Source organism: Burkholderia sp. HI2761 (assembly GCF_002223355.1).
In the GTDB taxonomy this organism is placed as follows: Bacteria; Pseudomonadota; Gammaproteobacteria; order Burkholderiales; family Burkholderiaceae; genus Burkholderia.
Genome location: NZ_NKFN01000007.1, coordinates 2,623,747 through 2,639,115, shown reverse-complemented (window position 1 = coordinate 2,639,115; position 15,369 = coordinate 2,623,747). Strand labels below are relative to the sequence as shown.

Sequence of the window (15,369 nt, the reverse complement as noted above, 5' to 3'; positions counted from 1 at the left end):
TATGAAACTGCTGAGATTTGGCGACAAACACCATGAAAAGCCGGGCCTGCTGGATGCGCAGGGCCACATTCGCGACCTGTCCGGCGTGATCGACGACATCGCCGGCGACGTGCTGACCCCCGCGTCGCTCGCGCGGCTGCGCGACATTCCGCCGTCGTCGCTGCCGCTCGTCGAAGGCACGCCGCGGCTCGGCGCGTGCGTCGGCCGCGTCGGCAAGTTCATCTGCATCGGGCTCAATTATTCGGATCACGCCGCCGAATCCGGGATGGAGGTGCCCAAGGAGCCCGTCGTGTTCGGCAAGTGGACGAGCGCGATCTCGGGCCCGAACGACGACGTCGAAATCCCGCGCGGCTCGGAGAAGACCGACTGGGAAGTCGAACTCGGCGTGGTGATCGGCCAGGGCGGCCGCTATATCGACGAAGCCGACGCGCTGTCGCACGTCGCGGGTTACTGCGTCGTGAACGACGTGTCGGAACGCGAATACCAGCTCGAGCGCGGCGGCACGTGGGACAAGGGCAAGGGCAACGACACGTTCGGCCCGCTTGGGCCCTGGCTCGTGACGGCCGACGAAGTGCCCGATCCGCACGCGCTGCGGCTGTGGCTGGAAGTGGACGGCCACCGCTACCAGAACGGCACGACCGCGACGATGGTGTTCCGCGTGCCGCACCTGATCAGCTACCTGAGCCGCTTCATGAGCCTGCAGCCGGGCGACGTGATCTCGACCGGCACGCCGCCGGGCGTCGGCCTCGGGCAGAAGCCGCCCGTCTATCTGCGCGCCGGACAGGTGATCACGCTCGGCATCGACGGGCTCGGCGAGCAACGCCAGCGCACCGTGCAGGCCTGATTCCCTTCAACGGACGGTTCGTCATGCCTATCATTCGATCGATGCGCGTCCTCGACGTGCGCTTTCCGACCTCGCGCCAGCTCGACGGCTCCGACGCGATGAATCCGGACCCCGATTATTCGGCGGCCTACGTCGTGCTCGAAACCGACCACGACGGCCTCGAAGGTCACGGGCTCACGTTCACCATCGGGCGCGGCAACGAAATCTGCTGTGCGGCGATCGATGCGATGCGCCACCTCGTCGTCGGCCTCGACCTCGACTGGATTTGCGAGGACATGGGCCGTTTCTGGCGGCACGTCACGTCGGACAGCCAGTTGCGCTGGATCGGCCCCGACAAGGGCGCGATCCATCTGGCGACGGGCGCCGTCGTCAATGCAGTGTGGGATTTGTGGGCGAAGGCCGTGGGCAAGCCGCTGTGGCGGCTCGTCGCCGACATGAGCCCCGAGGAGCTGGTGCGGGCGATCGACTTCCGCTACCTGACCGACTGCCTGAGCCCGGACGAAGCGCTCGACCTGCTGCGCCGGCAGGCGCCCGGCAAGGCCGCGCGGATCGCCGCGCTGGAGCGCGACGGCTACCCGTGCTACACGACGTCGGCCGGCTGGCTCGGCTACAGCGACGACAAGCTGCGCCGGCTCTGCCGCGAGGCGGTGGAAGAAGGTTTCGACTACGTGAAACTGAAAGTCGGCGCGAACCTCGAGGACGACATCCGCCGCGTGACGATCGCGCGCGAGGTGATCGGCCCCGATCGCAAGCTGATGATCGACGCGAACCAGGTGTGGGAAGTCGACGAGGCGATCGACTGGGTGCGCGAGCTCGCATTCGCGCGGCCGTGGTTCATCGAGGAGCCGACGAGCCCCGACGACGTCGAAGGGCATCGCAAGATCCGCAAGGCGATCGCGCCGGTGCAGGTCGCGACCGGCGAGATGTGCCAGAACCGCGTGCTGTTCAAGCAGTTCATCGCGCGCGGCGCGATCGACGTCGTGCAGATCGACGCGTGCCGGCTCGGCGGCGTGAACGAAATTCTCGCGGTGATGCTGATGGCCGCGAAATACGGGCTGCCGGTGTGCCCGCACGCGGGCGGCGTCGGGCTGTGCGAATACGTGCAGCACCTGTCGATGATCGACTACGTATGCATTTCCGGCACGAAGGAGGGGCGCGTGACCGAGTACGTCGATCACCTGCACGAGCATTTCGTCGAACCGTGCGTGGTGCGCGGCGCGGCGTACATGCCGCCGACGGCGCCCGGTTTCTCGATCGAGATGAAGCCCGAATCGCTGGAGCAGTACCGGTTCCGCGGCTGACGCATGGCAACGCACGACGGCGCGCCACGCGCGTCGTGCGCGGCGACAACATGAACGACGGAGACGCGAAGTGGATTTGAATCTGCAAGACAAGGTCGTGATCGTGACCGGCGGCGCGTCGGGCATCGGCGCCGCGATCTCGATGCGGCTCGCCGGCGAAGGCGCGATCCCGGTGGTGTTCGCGCGCCACGCGCCCGACGACGCGTTCTGGCGCGCACTCGCGCAGAAACAGCCGCGCGCCGCGTGCGTGACCGTCGAGCTGCAGGACGACGCGCAGTGCCGCGACGCCGTGGCGCAGACCATCGCGCGCTTCGGCCGCATCGACGGCCTCGTCAACAACGCGGGCATCAACGACAGCATCGGGCTCGATGCCGGGCGCGACGCGTTCGTCGCGTCGCTCGAACGCAACCTCATCCACTACTACGCGATGGCGCACTACTGCGTGCCGCACCTGAAGGCGGCGCGCGGCGCGATCGTCAACATCTCGTCGAAGACGGCCGTGACCGGGCAGGGCAACACGAGCGGCTATTGCGCGTCGAAGGGCGCGCAGCTCGCGCTGACGCGCGAATGGGCCGTCGCGTTGCGCGACGACGGCGTGCGCGTGAACGCGGTGATTCCCGCCGAAGTGATGACGCCGCTGTACCGAAGCTGGCTCGCCGGCTTCGACGATCCGGACGCGAAGCTCGCCGGCATCGCCGGCAAGGTGCCGCTCGGCCAGCGTTTCACGACGGCCGACGAGATTGCCGACACGGCCGTGTTCCTACTGTCGGATCGCGCATCGCACACGACGGGCCAGTGGCTGTTCGTCGACGGCGGCTACACGCATCTCGATCGTGCGATCAGCTGAGGGCCGCGATTCATGCAAGCCGACCTGAATCCGAACACCGCGCCGCCGCTGATCGCACTGACCGGCATCGGCAAGCGCTTTCCGGGCGTGCAGGCGCTCGACGATTGCCGTTTCGACCTGCGCGCGGGCGAAGTGCATGCGCTGATGGGCGAGAACGGCGCCGGCAAGTCGACGCTGATGAAGATTCTCGCGGGCGTCTATCAGCGCGACGCAGGCGAAATCCGGATGGACGGCCGCCCGGTGGAGATTGCCGATCCGCGTGCCGCGCAGGCGCTCGGCATCGGCATCATCCATCAGGAACTGAACCTGATGAACCACCTGAGCGTCGCGCAGAACATCTTCATCGGCCGCGAGCCGCGCGGCCGTCTCGGCATGTTCGTCGACGAAGACAAGCTGAACCGCGACGCGGCCGCGATTTTCCAGCGGATGCGGCTCGATCTCGATCCTCGCACGCCCGTGGGCAGGCTGACGGTCGCAAAGCAGCAGATGGTCGAGATCGCGAAGGCGCTGTCGTTCGACTCGCGCGCGCTGATCATGGACGAGCCGACCGCCGCGCTGAACAACGCGGAGATCGCCGAACTGTTCCGCATCATCCGCGACCTGCGCGCGAACGGGGTCGGCATCGTCTACATCTCGCACAAGATGGACGAGCTGCGCCAGATCGCCGATCGCGTGACCGTGATGCGCGACGGCAAGTACGTCGCGACCGTGCCGATGGCGGATACGTCGATGGAGTCGATCATTTCGATGATGGTCGGCCGTCAGCTCGATACGGACACCCGTACGCCGCCCGATACGTCCGCGAACGAAATCGCGCTGGAAGTGCGCGGGCTGTCGCGCGGCCGCGCGATCCGCGACGTCGGCTTCACGCTGCGGCGCGGCGAGATCCTCGGCTTCGCCGGGCTGATGGGCGCGGGCCGTACCGAGGTCGCGCGCGCGGTGTTCGGCGCGGACCCGGTCGATGCGGGCGAGATCCGCGTGCACGGCAGGGCCGTGACGATCCGCACGCCCGCCGACGCGGTGAAGTTCGGCATCGGCTATCTGTCCGAGGATCGCAAGCACTTCGGGCTCGCGGTCGGGATGGACGTGCAGAACAACATCGCGCTGTCGAGCATGCGCCGCTTCGTGCGCCGCGGCGTGTTCCTCGATGCGCGCGGGATGCGCGAGGCCGCGCAGTCGTACGTGCGGCAGCTCGCGATCCGCACGCCGTCGGTCGCGCAGCCCGCGCGACTGCTGTCGGGCGGCAACCAGCAGAAGATCGTTATCGCGAAGTGGCTGCTGCGCGACTGCGACATCCTGTTCTTCGACGAGCCGACGCGCGGCATCGACGTCGGCGCGAAAAGCGAGATCTACAAGCTGCTCGATGCGCTCGCCGCCGACGGCAAGGCGATCGTGATGATCTCGTCGGAGCTGCCCGAGGTGCTGCGCATGAGCCACCGGATTCTCGTGATGTGCGAAGGCCGCGTGACCGGCGAATTGCGCGCGGCCGACGCCACGCAGGAAAAGATCATGCAGCTCGCGACGCAGCGCGAGTCGACCGTGTTGTCCTGATTCACAAGCCGATCCCATCATGTCCAACGATACGCATCCCGTTCCGCCCCTTGCCACCGGCGACACGCCGGCCGCCGCATCGAGCCTGAAATCGCGCTTCTTCAACCCGGCCGCGCGGCAGAAGCTGCTCGCGTTCGCGAGCCTCGTGCTGCTGATCGTGTTCTTCAGCTTCGCGTCGTCGAACTTCCTCGAGGTCGACAACCTCGTGTCGATCCTGCAGGCGACCGCCGTGAACGGCGTGCTGGCCGTCGCCTGTACCTACGTGATCATCACGTCCGGCATCGACCTGTCGGTCGGCACGCTGATGACGTTCTGCGCGGTGATGGCCGGCGTCGTGCTGACGAAATGGGGGATGCCGCTGCCGCTCGGGATCCTCGCCGCGTTGTGCTTCGGCGCGCTGTCGGGCTGCGTGTCGGGCTTCGTGATCGCGAAGATGAAGGTGCCTCCGTTCATCGCGACGCTCGGCATGATGATGCTGCTGAAGGGGCTGTCGCTCGTGATCTCGGGCACGCGGCCGATCTACTTCAACGACACGCCGGGCTTCACGTCGATCGCGCAGGATTCGCTGATCGGCAACCTGATCCCCGCGCTGCCGATCCCGAACGCGGTGCTGATCCTGTTCCTCGTCGCGATCGGCGCGTCGATCGTGCTGAACCGTACCATCTTCGGCCGCTACACGTTCGCGCTCGGCAGCAACGAGGAGGCGCTGCGGCTCTCCGGCGTGAACGTCGACGCGTGGAAGATCGCCGTCTACACGTTCAGCGGCGCTGTGTGCGGAATCGCCGGCCTGCTGATCGCGTCGCGGCTGAACTCGGCGCAGCCGGCGCTCGGGCAGGGCTACGAGCTCGATGCGATCGCGGCCGTCGTGATCGGCGGCACGTCGCTGTCGGGCGGCGCGGGCAGCATCGTCGGCACCATCATCGGCGCGTTCATCATGAGCGTGCTGACCAACGGCCTGCGCATCATGTCGGTCGCGCAGGAATGGCAGACGGTCGTGACGGGCGTGATCATCATCCTCGCCGTCTATGTGGACATCCTGCGCCGGCGCCGCCGCTGACGCCGGCATGGACGCCAACACGCATGCGCTTCACCGCCGGCCGGGCCGGCATTTCAGTCGATACCAACCAAGGAGACGCGAAGTGATCAGGAGCAAGGTGTTGAACGCGATCGTCGGGCTGACGTTCGCCGTCGGCGTCACGGCCGGCGCGCAGGCGCAGGAAACCTACATCCCGCTGATCTCGAAAGGCTTCCAGCATCAGTTCTGGCAGGCCGTGAAATCGGGCGCGATGCAAGCCGCGAAGGACTACAAGGTGAAGGTGACGTTCGAAGGGCCCGAAACCGAGGCGATGGTCGACAAGCAGATCGACATGCTGTCCGCCGCGATCGCGAAGAAGCCGGCCGCGCTCGGCTTCGCGGCCCTCGACAGCAAGGCCGCGCTGCCGCTCTTGAAGAAGGCGCAGGCCGAGAAGATTCCGGTGATCGCGTTCGATTCGGGTGTGGACAGCGACATTCCGGTGACGACGGCCGCGACCAACAACAAGGCGGCTGCCGCGCTCGCCGCCGACAAGCTTGCCGCGCTGATCGGCGACGCAGGCGAGGTGGCCGTGGTCGCGCACGACCAGACGAGCCGCACCGGCATCGATCGCCGCGACGGCTTCCTCGACCGGATGAAGTCGGCGCACCCGAAGGTGCAGGTCGTGACCGTGCAGTACGGCGAAGGCGATCAGCTGAAATCGACCGAAGTGACGAAGTCGATCCTGCAGGCGTATCCCAAGCTCAAGGGGCTGTTCGGCACCAACGAAGGCTCGGCGATCGGCGTGGTCAACGGCGTGCGCGAGATGAAGCGCAAGGTCGTGATCGTCGGCTACGATTCCGGCAAGCAGCAGAAGGACGCGATCCGCAGCGGGCTGATGGCCGGCGCGATCACGCAGAACCCGATCGGGATCGGCTACAAGACGGTCGAGGCGGCCGTGAAGGCGATCAAGGGCGAGAAACTGCCGAAGGTCATCGATACCGGTTTCTACTGGTACGACAAGACCAATATCGACGATCCGAAGATCGCGGCGGTGTTGTACGACTGAGCGTTGCGGATGGGCGGGGCGGCGATGCGGGCCGTCGCCGCCGCGGTGATCGAACACGAGGGCATCATGGGCGCAGTGCGCATCGATTCGCATCAGCACTTCTGGCGTTATCGCGCGGCCGACTATCCGTGGATCGGCCCCGGCATGGGCGTGCTCGCGCGCGACTACCTGCCCGACGCGCTGTGGCCGCGGATGCATGCACAGGCGCTCGGCGCGTCGATCGCGGTGCAGGCGCGCGCCGGGCGCGACGAGACGGCGTTCCTGCTCGATCTGGCGCGCGACGATGCACGCATCGCGGCGGTGGTCGGCTGGGAGGATCTCGGTGCGCCGGCGCTGGCCGACCGTGTCGCCGAGTGGCGCAGCCCGAAGCTGCGCGGCTTTCGTCATCAGGTGCAGGACGAAGCCGACGTCGGCGCGTTCGTCGCGGATCCCGGCTTCAATCGCGGCGTCGCGTGGCTGCAGGCGAACGGCTACGTGTACGACGTGCTCGTGTTCGAGCGCCAGTTGCCGGACGTGCGCGCGTTCTGCGCGCGGCACGACGCGCACTGGCTCGTGCTCGACCACGCCGGCAAGCCGGCGCTCGCCGAGTTCGAGCGCGACGACACGGCGCTCGCGCGCTGGCGCGCGTCGCTGCGCGAATTCGGCGCGCTGCCGCACGTCGCGTGCAAGCTGTCGGGGCTCGTGACCGAAGCCGACTGGCGGCGCGGCCTGCGCGGGCAGGACATCCGGCATATCGAGCAGTGCCTCGACGCGGCGCTCGACGCGTTCGGCCCGCAGCGGCTGATGTTCGGATCGGACTGGCCCGTGTGCCTGCTCGCGGCGTCGTATGACGAAGTGGCGTCGCTGGTCGAGCGCTGGGCCGAATCGCGGCTGTCGGCGGCCGAACGCGCCGCGTTGTGGGGCGGCACGGCCGCGCGCTGCTACGCGGTGCCGGGCGATGTGAAGCGCGGCATATAAAATAGGCGCGAGCGGTCCGCGCGATTCGTCGGACCGTCCGGAACGAAACCGATTACCAGCGTCAACGTATGTCCATCCAGCCGATTCAGAACCGCCGCCTCTACCAGCAGATCGCCGACAAGCTCAGTGCGATGATCGAGTCCGGCGATTTCCCGCCGGGCAGTTATCTGCCGCCCGAGCGCGAACTCGCCGAACGGTTCGGCGTGTCGCGCACGTCGGTGCGCGAGGCGCTGATCGCGCTCGAAGTGAACGGGCTCGTCAGCGTGCGCGTCGGCGACGGCGTGAAGGTGCGCCATCCCGAAACGGCCGCCGCGCCCGAACCCGCATCGGCGCCCGACGCGAAGGTCGCGCCGTTCACGATCGTCGAGATCGATCCGGAGCTCGGCATCGCGCTCGACCTCGATACCGAAATCCCGCCGTTCGCGCTGCTGCAGGCGCGCCGGCTGATCGAGCCGGAAGCCGCATCGCTGGCCGCGAAGCACGGCTCGGACGCGCAGATCGAAGGCATTCACGAAGCGTTCCTGCGCAACCAGGACGACAACCGCAGCGGCTCGCTCACGCATCCGGGCGACCGGCTGTTCCATATCCGCATCGCGGAAGCGAGCGACAATCCGGCGTATGCGCTGATGATCAAGCAGTTGCTCGCGCACAAGTACGACCTGATGTTCCAGCGGCTGCAGTCGCTGTACATGCCGAACGACATGCCGCACCGGTCGGAATGCGAGCATCGCGCGATCCTCGACGCGATCCGCGCGCGCGATCCCGAAGCCGCGCGCCGCGCGATGGCCGAGCATCTCGACGAAGTGATCCGCATCTTCGGCCGCGCGCTCGACTGAACGTGCGAGTCGATTCCCTGCAGGTTCGGAAGCGGCGGACGCGATGCGGCTCCGCCAGGGCGCCGACGCGGCCCCCGTATCGCGCGAATACACCGGCCGCCGGGACCGAACGAACACTGCGATGCGAGCGCCGCGCGCCGGCCCACCGGCATGCCGCTCGCGCGCCGAATGGAGTGTGACGAATGCGCGTGAACGATTGCCACAATTTCCACGACTTCCGTGAGCTCGCCAGACGGCGGTTGCCGGGACCGATCTTCAATTACATCGACGGTGCGGCCGACGATGAAGCCACGTATCGACGCAACACGAGCGCATTCGAAAGCTGCGATCTGGTACCGAACGTGTTGCGTGGCGTGCGCGATGTCGATCTGTCGGTGACGGTCATGGGACAAAAGCTCGGCATGCCGGTTTATTGTTCGCCGACGGCGCTGCAACGCCTGTTTCATCACGACGGCGAGCGGGCCGTCGCCGCTGCGGCCGCGAAATTCGACACGATGTTCGGGGTGTCGTCGCTCGGCACCGTGAGCCTGGAAGAGGCCCGTGCGATCAGCCCGGGCCCGCAGGTGTACCAGTTCTACTTTCACAAGGATCGCGGTCTCAACCGCGAAATGATGAACCGCTCGCGGGAGGCCGGCGTGAACGTGATGATGCTGACGGTAGACAGCATCACCGGCGGCAATCGCGAGCGCGACAAGCGCACCGGCTTCTCGATTCCGTTCCGGCTGACGCTCGCGGGGCTGACCGAGTTCGCGTTGAAGCCGGCCTGGGCGTTCAACTATCTGACCCACGAGCGGTTCCGTTTGCCGCAACTTGACCGGCATGTCGACATGGGCGGCGGCGCGATGTCGATCAGCCGCTACTTCACGGACATGCTCGATCCGTCGATGTCATGGGACGACGTCGCCGCGATGGTGCGGGAGTGGGGCGGCCAGTTTTGCCTGAAAGGCGTGATGTCGGTCGACGACGCCCGCAGGGCGGCGGACATCGGTTGTACCGGCATCGTGTTGTCGAACCACGGCGGGCGGCAACTGGACGGCTCGCGCGCCGCGTTCGATCAGCTTGCCGAGGTCGTCGACGCGGTGGGCGACCGGATCGACGTGATGATGGACGGCGGCGTGCAGCGGGGTTCGCACGTACTGAAAGCGCTGGCGCTGGGGGCGAAGGCGGTCGGCCTCGGGCGCTACTACCTGTTCCCGCTCGCCGCTGCGGGGCAGCCCGGCGTCGAGCGCGCGTTGCAGCTGATGCGGACGGAGATCGAACGCGATATGCGGCTGATGGGCTGCGCGTCCGTCTCGCAGCTCGGGCGAAATCAGCTTCGCTTTCGCTGACGGCGGGGGCGACGCCGGTCCTGCGTTCGGGCCGGTTGGCGTTGCGCGCTCAGAAGCGATCCGCGCGATACGGCGCCGGATCGGTGAACGTCGCCTCGCCCGTCATCATCTCGGCCAGCAGGCGGCCGGTGACGGGGCCGAGCGTCAGCCCGTGATGGTTGTGCCCGAACGCGAACCACAGCCCGCGATGCGCGGGCGCGGGGCCGATCACCGGGCGCATGTCGGGCGTGCACGGCCGGAAGCCGAGCCACGGCTGCGGGTCGAGCCGCTCGCCGAACCCGAACACCGGCCGTGCGACGCGTTCCGCGCGTTCGAGCTGCACACCCGTTGGCGGAAGCCCGCGCCGCGCGATCTCGACGCCGGTCGTCAGTCGCAGCCCGCGCCGCATCGGCGCGATCACGTAACCGTATTCGCGATCGACGATCGGCGCCGACGGTACGCCGCGGTCGGACGGCGCGTAGTGCATGTGATAGCCGCGCTTCTCGCGCAGCGGGATCTTGTAGCCGAACTTGCCGAACACCGTGTCGGACCACGGGCCGAGCGCGACCACGACGGCCGGCGCGGCCGCTGGGCCGTCGTCGGTCCGGACCTGCCAGCCGGGCGACAGCGCGTCGAGGCTTGCGGCGTCGCCCGTCAGCAACGTGCCGCCGCCTTGCACGAAGAGCTGCGCATATGCTTTGACGAGCGCGGCCGGATCGACGACGCTTTTCGGGTCGAGCCAGTGCAGCGCGCCGCAAAAGCCCGGTGCGAGGCTCGGTTCGTGGGCGAGCAGCGCGGCCGCGTCGAGCGGCGTGATGCCGAGCCCATGGCGGCGCGCGGTGAGGCCGGCCTCGGCCACGCCGCGTTCGAATGCGGCCGGCGTGCGGAACGCTTCCAGCCAGCCGCTCGCGCGGATCAGTTCGCCGGCGCCGGCCCGCGCGATCAGCGCATCGTGTTCGACGATGCAGCGTTCGATCAGCGGCAGCATGTCGCGCGACGCCGCCGCGTGACGCAGCGGCGCCGATTCCCACCAGAACCGTGCGAGCCATGGCGCGAACGCGGGCAGCGACGCGCTGTGCCAGTAGAGGTCGGTCGAGCGGTTCAACGCATAGCGCATCAGTGTGAACGGGCTGCGCGGGAACGGGTACGGCTCGACCGACGAGCGCTCGATCAGCCCGGCATTGCCGAAGCTCGTGCCTTCGCCGGGCGCGCCGCGATCGACGAGGGCGACCTTGCGGCCGCGATCCTGCAGGTGCAGCGCGGCGGAAACGCCGACGATGCCGGCGCCGAGAACGATGACGTCGAAATCCATGGGTGATGAAAGACGGTTGGCGGTGCGCTTGCCCGCGATGCGGTGTGCGCGCCAAGGTTGGGGGCATTCGAACTGCAAGCATACTCGCGGCGGCGCGGGGCACCAAGGGGTGCCGGTGCTAACGACGCATGTTCCGCCAGGCGGCCGAGAACTGCCGTGCGGCGTCGAAGCAAACGGCCTCGCTCCCCGGCGCGCCGATCAACTGCACGCCCACCGGCAACTCGCCCGGCAGGAAGCACGGTGCACTGACGACAGGCAAACCAGCGAACGAGATCGGCTGAGTGAGCAGGCCGAGCGTCTTCGCGGGTTCGAGCGCTTCGCCGTTGACGTCGACGGTCGCGTCGGCGAAGCGCGGCGCGGCATAGGGTGTCGCGGCCGCGATCAGCACGTCGTGGTGCGCGAACAGCGCTTCGAGGCGCGCGCGCCACGCGGCACGACAGGCGATCGCTTCCCGATAGGCCGAGTCAGTCGTCGCGAGGCCGGCCGCAATGCGCGACCGCAGGCGCTCGGAGACGAGCGCGGCTGGCGCATCGAGCAACCCGCGATGGGCGCGAGCCAGTTCCACGTTCGAGATCACGACCGCCGCGTCGCGCACTCGCGCGACTTCGTCACGGCCGACCGATATCGAATCGCCGGCGCGCAGGCAAGCCGACGCGCGCCGCACGGCGCGTTGCGCGTCCGCATCGGCGTGCCGTTCGAAATCGCCGGCCAGCACGGCGACGCGCAACTGCGTGCCCGGTGCGCGCATTCGTTGCGCATGCAACGTCACCGCACCGCCGAGCATCACGTCGTACAACGCCGCAAGATCGTCGATATCGTTCGCGAACCCGCCGACGGTATCGAGCGAATCGGCATAAGGCAGACAACCGTCCCGCGATAGCCGCCCGTCGCCCGGCCGAAATCCCCATACGCCGCACAGCGCGGCCGGCGCGCGGATCGAGCCGTTGGTGTCGCTGCCGAGCGCGAGCGGCACATAGCCGGCCGCGACCGCGGCGGCCGAGCCGCTCGACGAGCCACCGGTCATGCGCGTCGGGTCCGCCGGTAGGCGTACGGAACCGTAGTGCGGATTCACACCGGTGGCGCCGCACGCGAGTTCGTCCATGTGGGTCGCGCCGACCGGCACCGCGCCGGCCGCGCACAGCCGGGCGACCATCGCCGCATCGGCAGCGGCGGCCGGCAACGCGGCGCGCGCGGGCGATCCCGCGACCGTCGTGTAGCCGGCTACGTCGAAGTTCCACTTCACGAGAAACGGCACGCCGGCGAGCGGGCCCGGGTCGCGCCCGTCCTGTACGCACCGGTCGATACGCCGCGCGTCACGCAGCGCCCGTTCGTCGAACGTCTGCGCGCACGCGTGGATCGCGCCGTCGTGCGCGGCGATGTCGGCGAGCGCGGCCTGCACGAGCGACTCAGCGCCGATACGCCCCGCGCGAACTTCGGCCGCCAGCGCGAGCGCGCTGCGCATCGACGGCGCCGTGCTCATGCGCACCACCTCATGATTGCGCCATCAACCGGCGCGGAATCGACAGGATCAGCGCCGCCGCCGCGAACAGCGTGAACGCGAGCAGCGCGACGCCGAATTCCGTGCTGCCCGTCAAACCCTTCGCATAGCCCATCAGCGTCGGGCCGACGAATCCGGCGACGGCCGCGCCGATGTTGACGAGCCCCGCGCCGCCCGCGGCCGCCTCGCCGGCGAGGATCCGCGACGGCAAACTCCAGAACATCGCGAGCGTGCTCATGATGCCGGCCACGCCGACGGTCAGGCACGCGACCGCGAGCACGGGGTGCGTGCGCATCCCGAGGCTCGCGAGCAGCGCGACGCCGCCGATCGCGACCGGCAGCGCCGTATGCCAGCGCCGCTCGCCGGTGCGCACCGAATGCTGCGCGTTCGCGACCATCGCGACCGAGGCGACGAGATACGGGATCGCGCTGACGAGACCGATCGCGAGATTGCTGAGATTGCCGAGCGACTTGATCATCGTCGGCATCCAGAACACGAGCCCGTAGTTGCCGACGTTATAGAGAAACGACGTCGCGAACAGGATCCACAGCGTCGGCTCGCGCAGCGCGGCGCCGAGTTGCGTACGCTTGCCGGCCGCCTCCTGCGCCATTTCCGCGTGGACCGTGCGCTTCTCGGCGTCGGTCAGCCACGTCGCGTCGTCGATCCGTTCGGTCACGCGTACGAGCATAACCAGCCCGAGCGCGACGGCCGGCAGCCCTTCGAGCAGGAACATCCATTGCCAGCCGCGCAGGCCGAGCCCGCCGTGCGTCGCGTCCATGATCCAGCCGGACAGCGGGCCGCCGACGATCACGCCGAGCGGCATCGCGAGAAACAGCAGCGCCATCACCTTCGACAGCCGATGCGACGGAAACCACACGCTGAAATACGCGATGACGGCCGGGAAGAAGCTGGCCTCCGTCACGCCGAGCAGGAAGCGCAGCGCGTAGAAGCTGGCCGTGTCGCGGGTGGCGAGCGTGGCGATCGACACCACGCCCCAGGTCAGCATCGACCCGGCGAGGCAGCGCTTCACGCCGACGCGCTGCACGAGCCAGCCGGCCGGCACCTGCAGCAGCAGGTAGCCGACGAAGAACAGCCCCGCGCCGACGCCGTACGCCGCATCCGACAGGTGGAGGTCCATCACCATCTGCAGCTTCGCGAACCCGACGTTCACGCGGTCGAGATAGCCGAAGAAGTAGCACACGAGGATCAGCGGAATGATGCGGCGGCTCAACCGCGCATACAACGCATCGACGTCGGGTGTAGCGGCGCCCGCGCGCGCATCGGCGGCTGATGGCAGGCCGCGCGGCGAGGCCGTGCCGTTCGAATGTGTCATGACGACTCCCGGCTGGAGAGGATGCGGCGCAGCGCGCGCCCGGGGCGTGCGCCGGTGTGGCGCCCGTCCGCGAGTACGGCCTGCCCGTTGACGAATACATGCTCGATGCCGTCGGGGCGCAGCGTCGGGCTCGCGAAGGTCGCGCGGTCGATCACGCGCGCGGGATCGAACACGACGAGATCGGCGTAGTGGCCGACCGCGAGTCGGCCGCGTTCAGCGATCCCGAACTGCTCGGCGGTGAGGCCCGTCATCTTGCGCACCGCCGTCTCCAGCGGGAACAGGCCGCGCTCGCGGGAGAACTCGCCGAGCACGCGCGGGAAGGTGCCCCACAGCCGCGGATGCGGGCGCGTGTCGTTCGGCAGGCCGTCGGAGCCGACCATCGTCAGCGCGTGGCCCATGATGCGTTCGACATCCGCTTCGTCCATCACGAAGTAGATCGCGCCGGCCGGGCGCAGCGCGTCGATCGCCGCGTCGACGGAATCGCCGAACAGCGGCAGCAGGTCGTGGAAGTCGCGGCCCGCGAGCTCGGGATGCGGCTTCGACCACGCGAGGATCACGCGCGACGACTGGCCGATGCGGTCGGCGCGCAGCATCGTCGACGTGGCCGGATACGGATGGCAGTCGACGCACAGCGCTTGCCGCGCCCGCTGCGCGTCGATGTGCGCGAGCGTCTCGATCGAGCGGCCGTGATTGGCCTTGCCGGCCACCTTGTGATGCGACAGCACGACGCGCACGTCGAGCGCGCGGCCGATCGAGAACGCCTCGTCGAGCGACGCGATGATCGCGTCGGTCTCGTCGCGCAGGTGCGTCGCGAACACGCCGCCCGTGTCGCGCAGCTGCGCGCACACGTCGATCAGCTCGTCGGTGGTCGCGGCGGCGGCGGGTGGATAGAAGGTGCCCGACGATACGCCGAACGCGCCGGCCGCCATCGCTTCGCGCACGTCGGCCGCCATCGCGGCGATTTCCGCCGCGTCGGCCGCGCGTTCGAGATCGGCCATGTGCCGCACGCGCAGCGTCGAATGGCCGACGAGGGCCGCCGTGTTGACGGCGGCGGGCGTGGCATCGAGCGCGTCGAGATACGCGCGAAAGGACGGGAAGCGGAACGCCTGCCACGCGCCGAGCAGGTCGAGCGGCTGCGGCACTTCGCGTTCGGCGAGCAGCGGTGCGAGGCTGATCCCACAGTTGCCGGCGATCACCGTGGTGACGCCTTGTGCGACCTTGGGTTCGACGTCGGGATCGGTCAGCACGAACGCGTCGTCGTGCGTGTGGCTGTCGATGAAGCCCGGCGCGACGACCAGGCCGCTCGCGTCGAGCGTGTGCGTGGCCGTCGCGCCGCTCAGGTCGCCGATCGCGGCGATGCGCGCGCCGGTCACGCCGAGATCGGCGTCGAAGCGCGCGGTGCCCGTGCCGTCGATCAGCTCGCCGCGCCGCAGGATTACATCGAAATGCATGGTGGCTCCTCCGGAATCCGTCCGGACCCGGAGCGTTGCCCGTTTCCGTCG

The 15,369-nt window shown here is 68.7% G+C and carries 13 protein-coding genes; 9 read left to right on the top strand and 4 right to left on the bottom strand.

The window, feature by feature from the left end; translation table 11 throughout:
• The first annotated feature begins 1 nt into the window (after position 1).
• The 9 genes from CFB46_RS29565 to CFB46_RS29525 all read left to right on the top strand — a co-directional run bounded on the left by CFB46_RS29565 (position 2) and on the right by CFB46_RS29525 (position 9,745).
• Positions 2–844 (top strand): ureidoglycolate lyase, encoded by an 843-nt coding sequence (locus tag CFB46_RS29565; protein WP_059502362.1) that lies wholly within the window; start codon positions 2–4, stop codon positions 842–844.
• A 23-nt stretch (positions 845–867) separates the two neighbouring features.
• Complete coding sequence (locus CFB46_RS29560; protein ID WP_027781277.1) at positions 868–2,145, top strand: L-fuconate dehydratase; 1,278 nt, start codon at positions 868–870, stop codon at positions 2,143–2,145.
• A 70-nt stretch (positions 2,146–2,215) separates the two neighbouring features.
• Positions 2,216–2,992, top strand: a complete 777-nt coding sequence (locus tag CFB46_RS29555; RefSeq protein WP_089502183.1) for an SDR family oxidoreductase — start codon at positions 2,216–2,218, stop codon at positions 2,990–2,992.
• A 12-nt stretch (positions 2,993–3,004) separates the two neighbouring features.
• On the top strand, positions 3,005–4,543 hold the full coding sequence (locus CFB46_RS29550; RefSeq protein ID WP_089502182.1) for a sugar ABC transporter ATP-binding protein: 1,539 nt from the start codon (positions 3,005–3,007) through the stop codon (positions 4,541–4,543).
• Positions 4,544–4,562: 19 nt separating this feature from the next.
• Complete coding sequence (locus CFB46_RS29545) at positions 4,563–5,600, top strand: ABC transporter permease (protein ID WP_006480700.1); 1,038 nt, start codon at positions 4,563–4,565, stop codon at positions 5,598–5,600.
• 82 nt (positions 5,601–5,682) lie between these two features.
• Positions 5,683–6,624 carry an ABC transporter substrate-binding protein gene (locus tag CFB46_RS29540; RefSeq protein WP_027781274.1) on the top strand — a complete coding sequence of 314 codons (942 nt, stop codon included), beginning with the start codon at positions 5,683–5,685 and terminating at the stop codon, positions 6,622–6,624.
• A 66-nt stretch (positions 6,625–6,690) separates the two neighbouring features.
• The gene (locus tag CFB46_RS29535) at positions 6,691–7,581 is read left to right on the top strand and encodes an amidohydrolase family protein (protein WP_089502416.1); all 891 of its coding nucleotides are present in this window, start codon (positions 6,691–6,693) and stop codon (positions 7,579–7,581) included.
• A 68-nt stretch (positions 7,582–7,649) separates the two neighbouring features.
• The gene (locus CFB46_RS29530; protein WP_089502181.1) at positions 7,650–8,417 is read left to right on the top strand and encodes a FadR/GntR family transcriptional regulator; all 768 of its coding nucleotides are present in this window, start codon (positions 7,650–7,652) and stop codon (positions 8,415–8,417) included.
• Between the two features lie 182 nt (positions 8,418–8,599).
• Positions 8,600–9,745, top strand: coding sequence for an alpha-hydroxy acid oxidase (locus CFB46_RS29525; RefSeq protein ID WP_027781271.1), 1,146 nt, complete (start codon positions 8,600–8,602; stop codon positions 9,743–9,745).
• 49 nt (positions 9,746–9,794) lie between these two features.
• Here the strand turns inward: CFB46_RS29525 and CFB46_RS29520 are convergent, their stop codons facing one another.
• From CFB46_RS29520 to CFB46_RS29505, 4 genes are all read right to left on the bottom strand, one after another.
• Positions 9,795–11,036: an NAD(P)/FAD-dependent oxidoreductase gene (locus CFB46_RS29520; protein WP_089502180.1), complete on the bottom strand. Its 1,242-nt coding sequence runs from the start codon at positions 11,034–11,036 to the stop codon at positions 9,795–9,797.
• 118 nt (positions 11,037–11,154) lie between these two features.
• On the bottom strand, positions 11,155–12,498 hold the full coding sequence (locus tag CFB46_RS29515; RefSeq protein ID WP_089502415.1) for an amidase family protein: 1,344 nt from the start codon (positions 12,496–12,498) through the stop codon (positions 11,155–11,157).
• Between the two features lie 28 nt (positions 12,499–12,526).
• Complete coding sequence (locus tag CFB46_RS29510) at positions 12,527–13,867, bottom strand: MFS transporter (RefSeq protein WP_089502179.1); 1,341 nt, start codon at positions 13,865–13,867, stop codon at positions 12,527–12,529.
• Complete coding sequence (locus CFB46_RS29505; protein WP_089502178.1) at positions 13,864–15,318, bottom strand: N-acyl-D-amino-acid deacylase family protein; 1,455 nt, start codon at positions 15,316–15,318, stop codon at positions 13,864–13,866. The genes CFB46_RS29510 and CFB46_RS29505 overlap by 4 nt, the downstream gene beginning before the upstream one ends.
• Positions 15,319–15,369: the final 51 nt, after the last annotated feature.

Excerpts from the sequence above, each read along its gene's own strand:
- CFB46_RS29530 (WP_089502181.1), top strand. The coding sequence starts at position 7,650 with ATGTCCATCCAGCCGATTCAGAACCGCCGCCTCTACCAGCAGATCGCC.
- CFB46_RS29560 (WP_027781277.1), top strand. The coding sequence starts at position 868 with ATGCCTATCATTCGATCGATGCGCGTCCTCGACGTGCGCTTTCCGACC.
- CFB46_RS29525 (WP_027781271.1), top strand. The coding sequence starts at position 8,600 with ATGCGCGTGAACGATTGCCACAATTTCCACGACTTCCGTGAGCTCGCC.
- CFB46_RS29510 (WP_089502179.1), bottom strand. The coding sequence starts at position 13,867 with ATGACACATTCGAACGGCACGGCCTCGCCGCGCGGCCTGCCATCAGCC.
- CFB46_RS29550 (WP_089502182.1), top strand. The coding sequence starts at position 3,005 with ATGCAAGCCGACCTGAATCCGAACACCGCGCCGCCGCTGATCGCACTG.
- CFB46_RS29505 (WP_089502178.1), bottom strand. The coding sequence starts at position 15,318 with ATGCATTTCGATGTAATCCTGCGGCGCGGCGAGCTGATCGACGGCACG.
- CFB46_RS29545 (WP_006480700.1), top strand. The coding sequence starts at position 4,563 with ATGTCCAACGATACGCATCCCGTTCCGCCCCTTGCCACCGGCGACACG.
- CFB46_RS29565 (WP_059502362.1), top strand. The coding sequence starts at position 2 with ATGAAACTGCTGAGATTTGGCGACAAACACCATGAAAAGCCGGGCCTG.
- CFB46_RS29535 (WP_089502416.1), top strand. The coding sequence starts at position 6,691 with ATGGGCGCAGTGCGCATCGATTCGCATCAGCACTTCTGGCGTTATCGC.
- CFB46_RS29515 (WP_089502415.1), bottom strand. The coding sequence starts at position 12,498 with ATGCGCAGCGCGCTCGCGCTGGCGGCCGAAGTTCGCGCGGGGCGTATC.
- CFB46_RS29520 (WP_089502180.1), bottom strand. The coding sequence starts at position 11,036 with ATGGATTTCGACGTCATCGTTCTCGGCGCCGGCATCGTCGGCGTTTCC.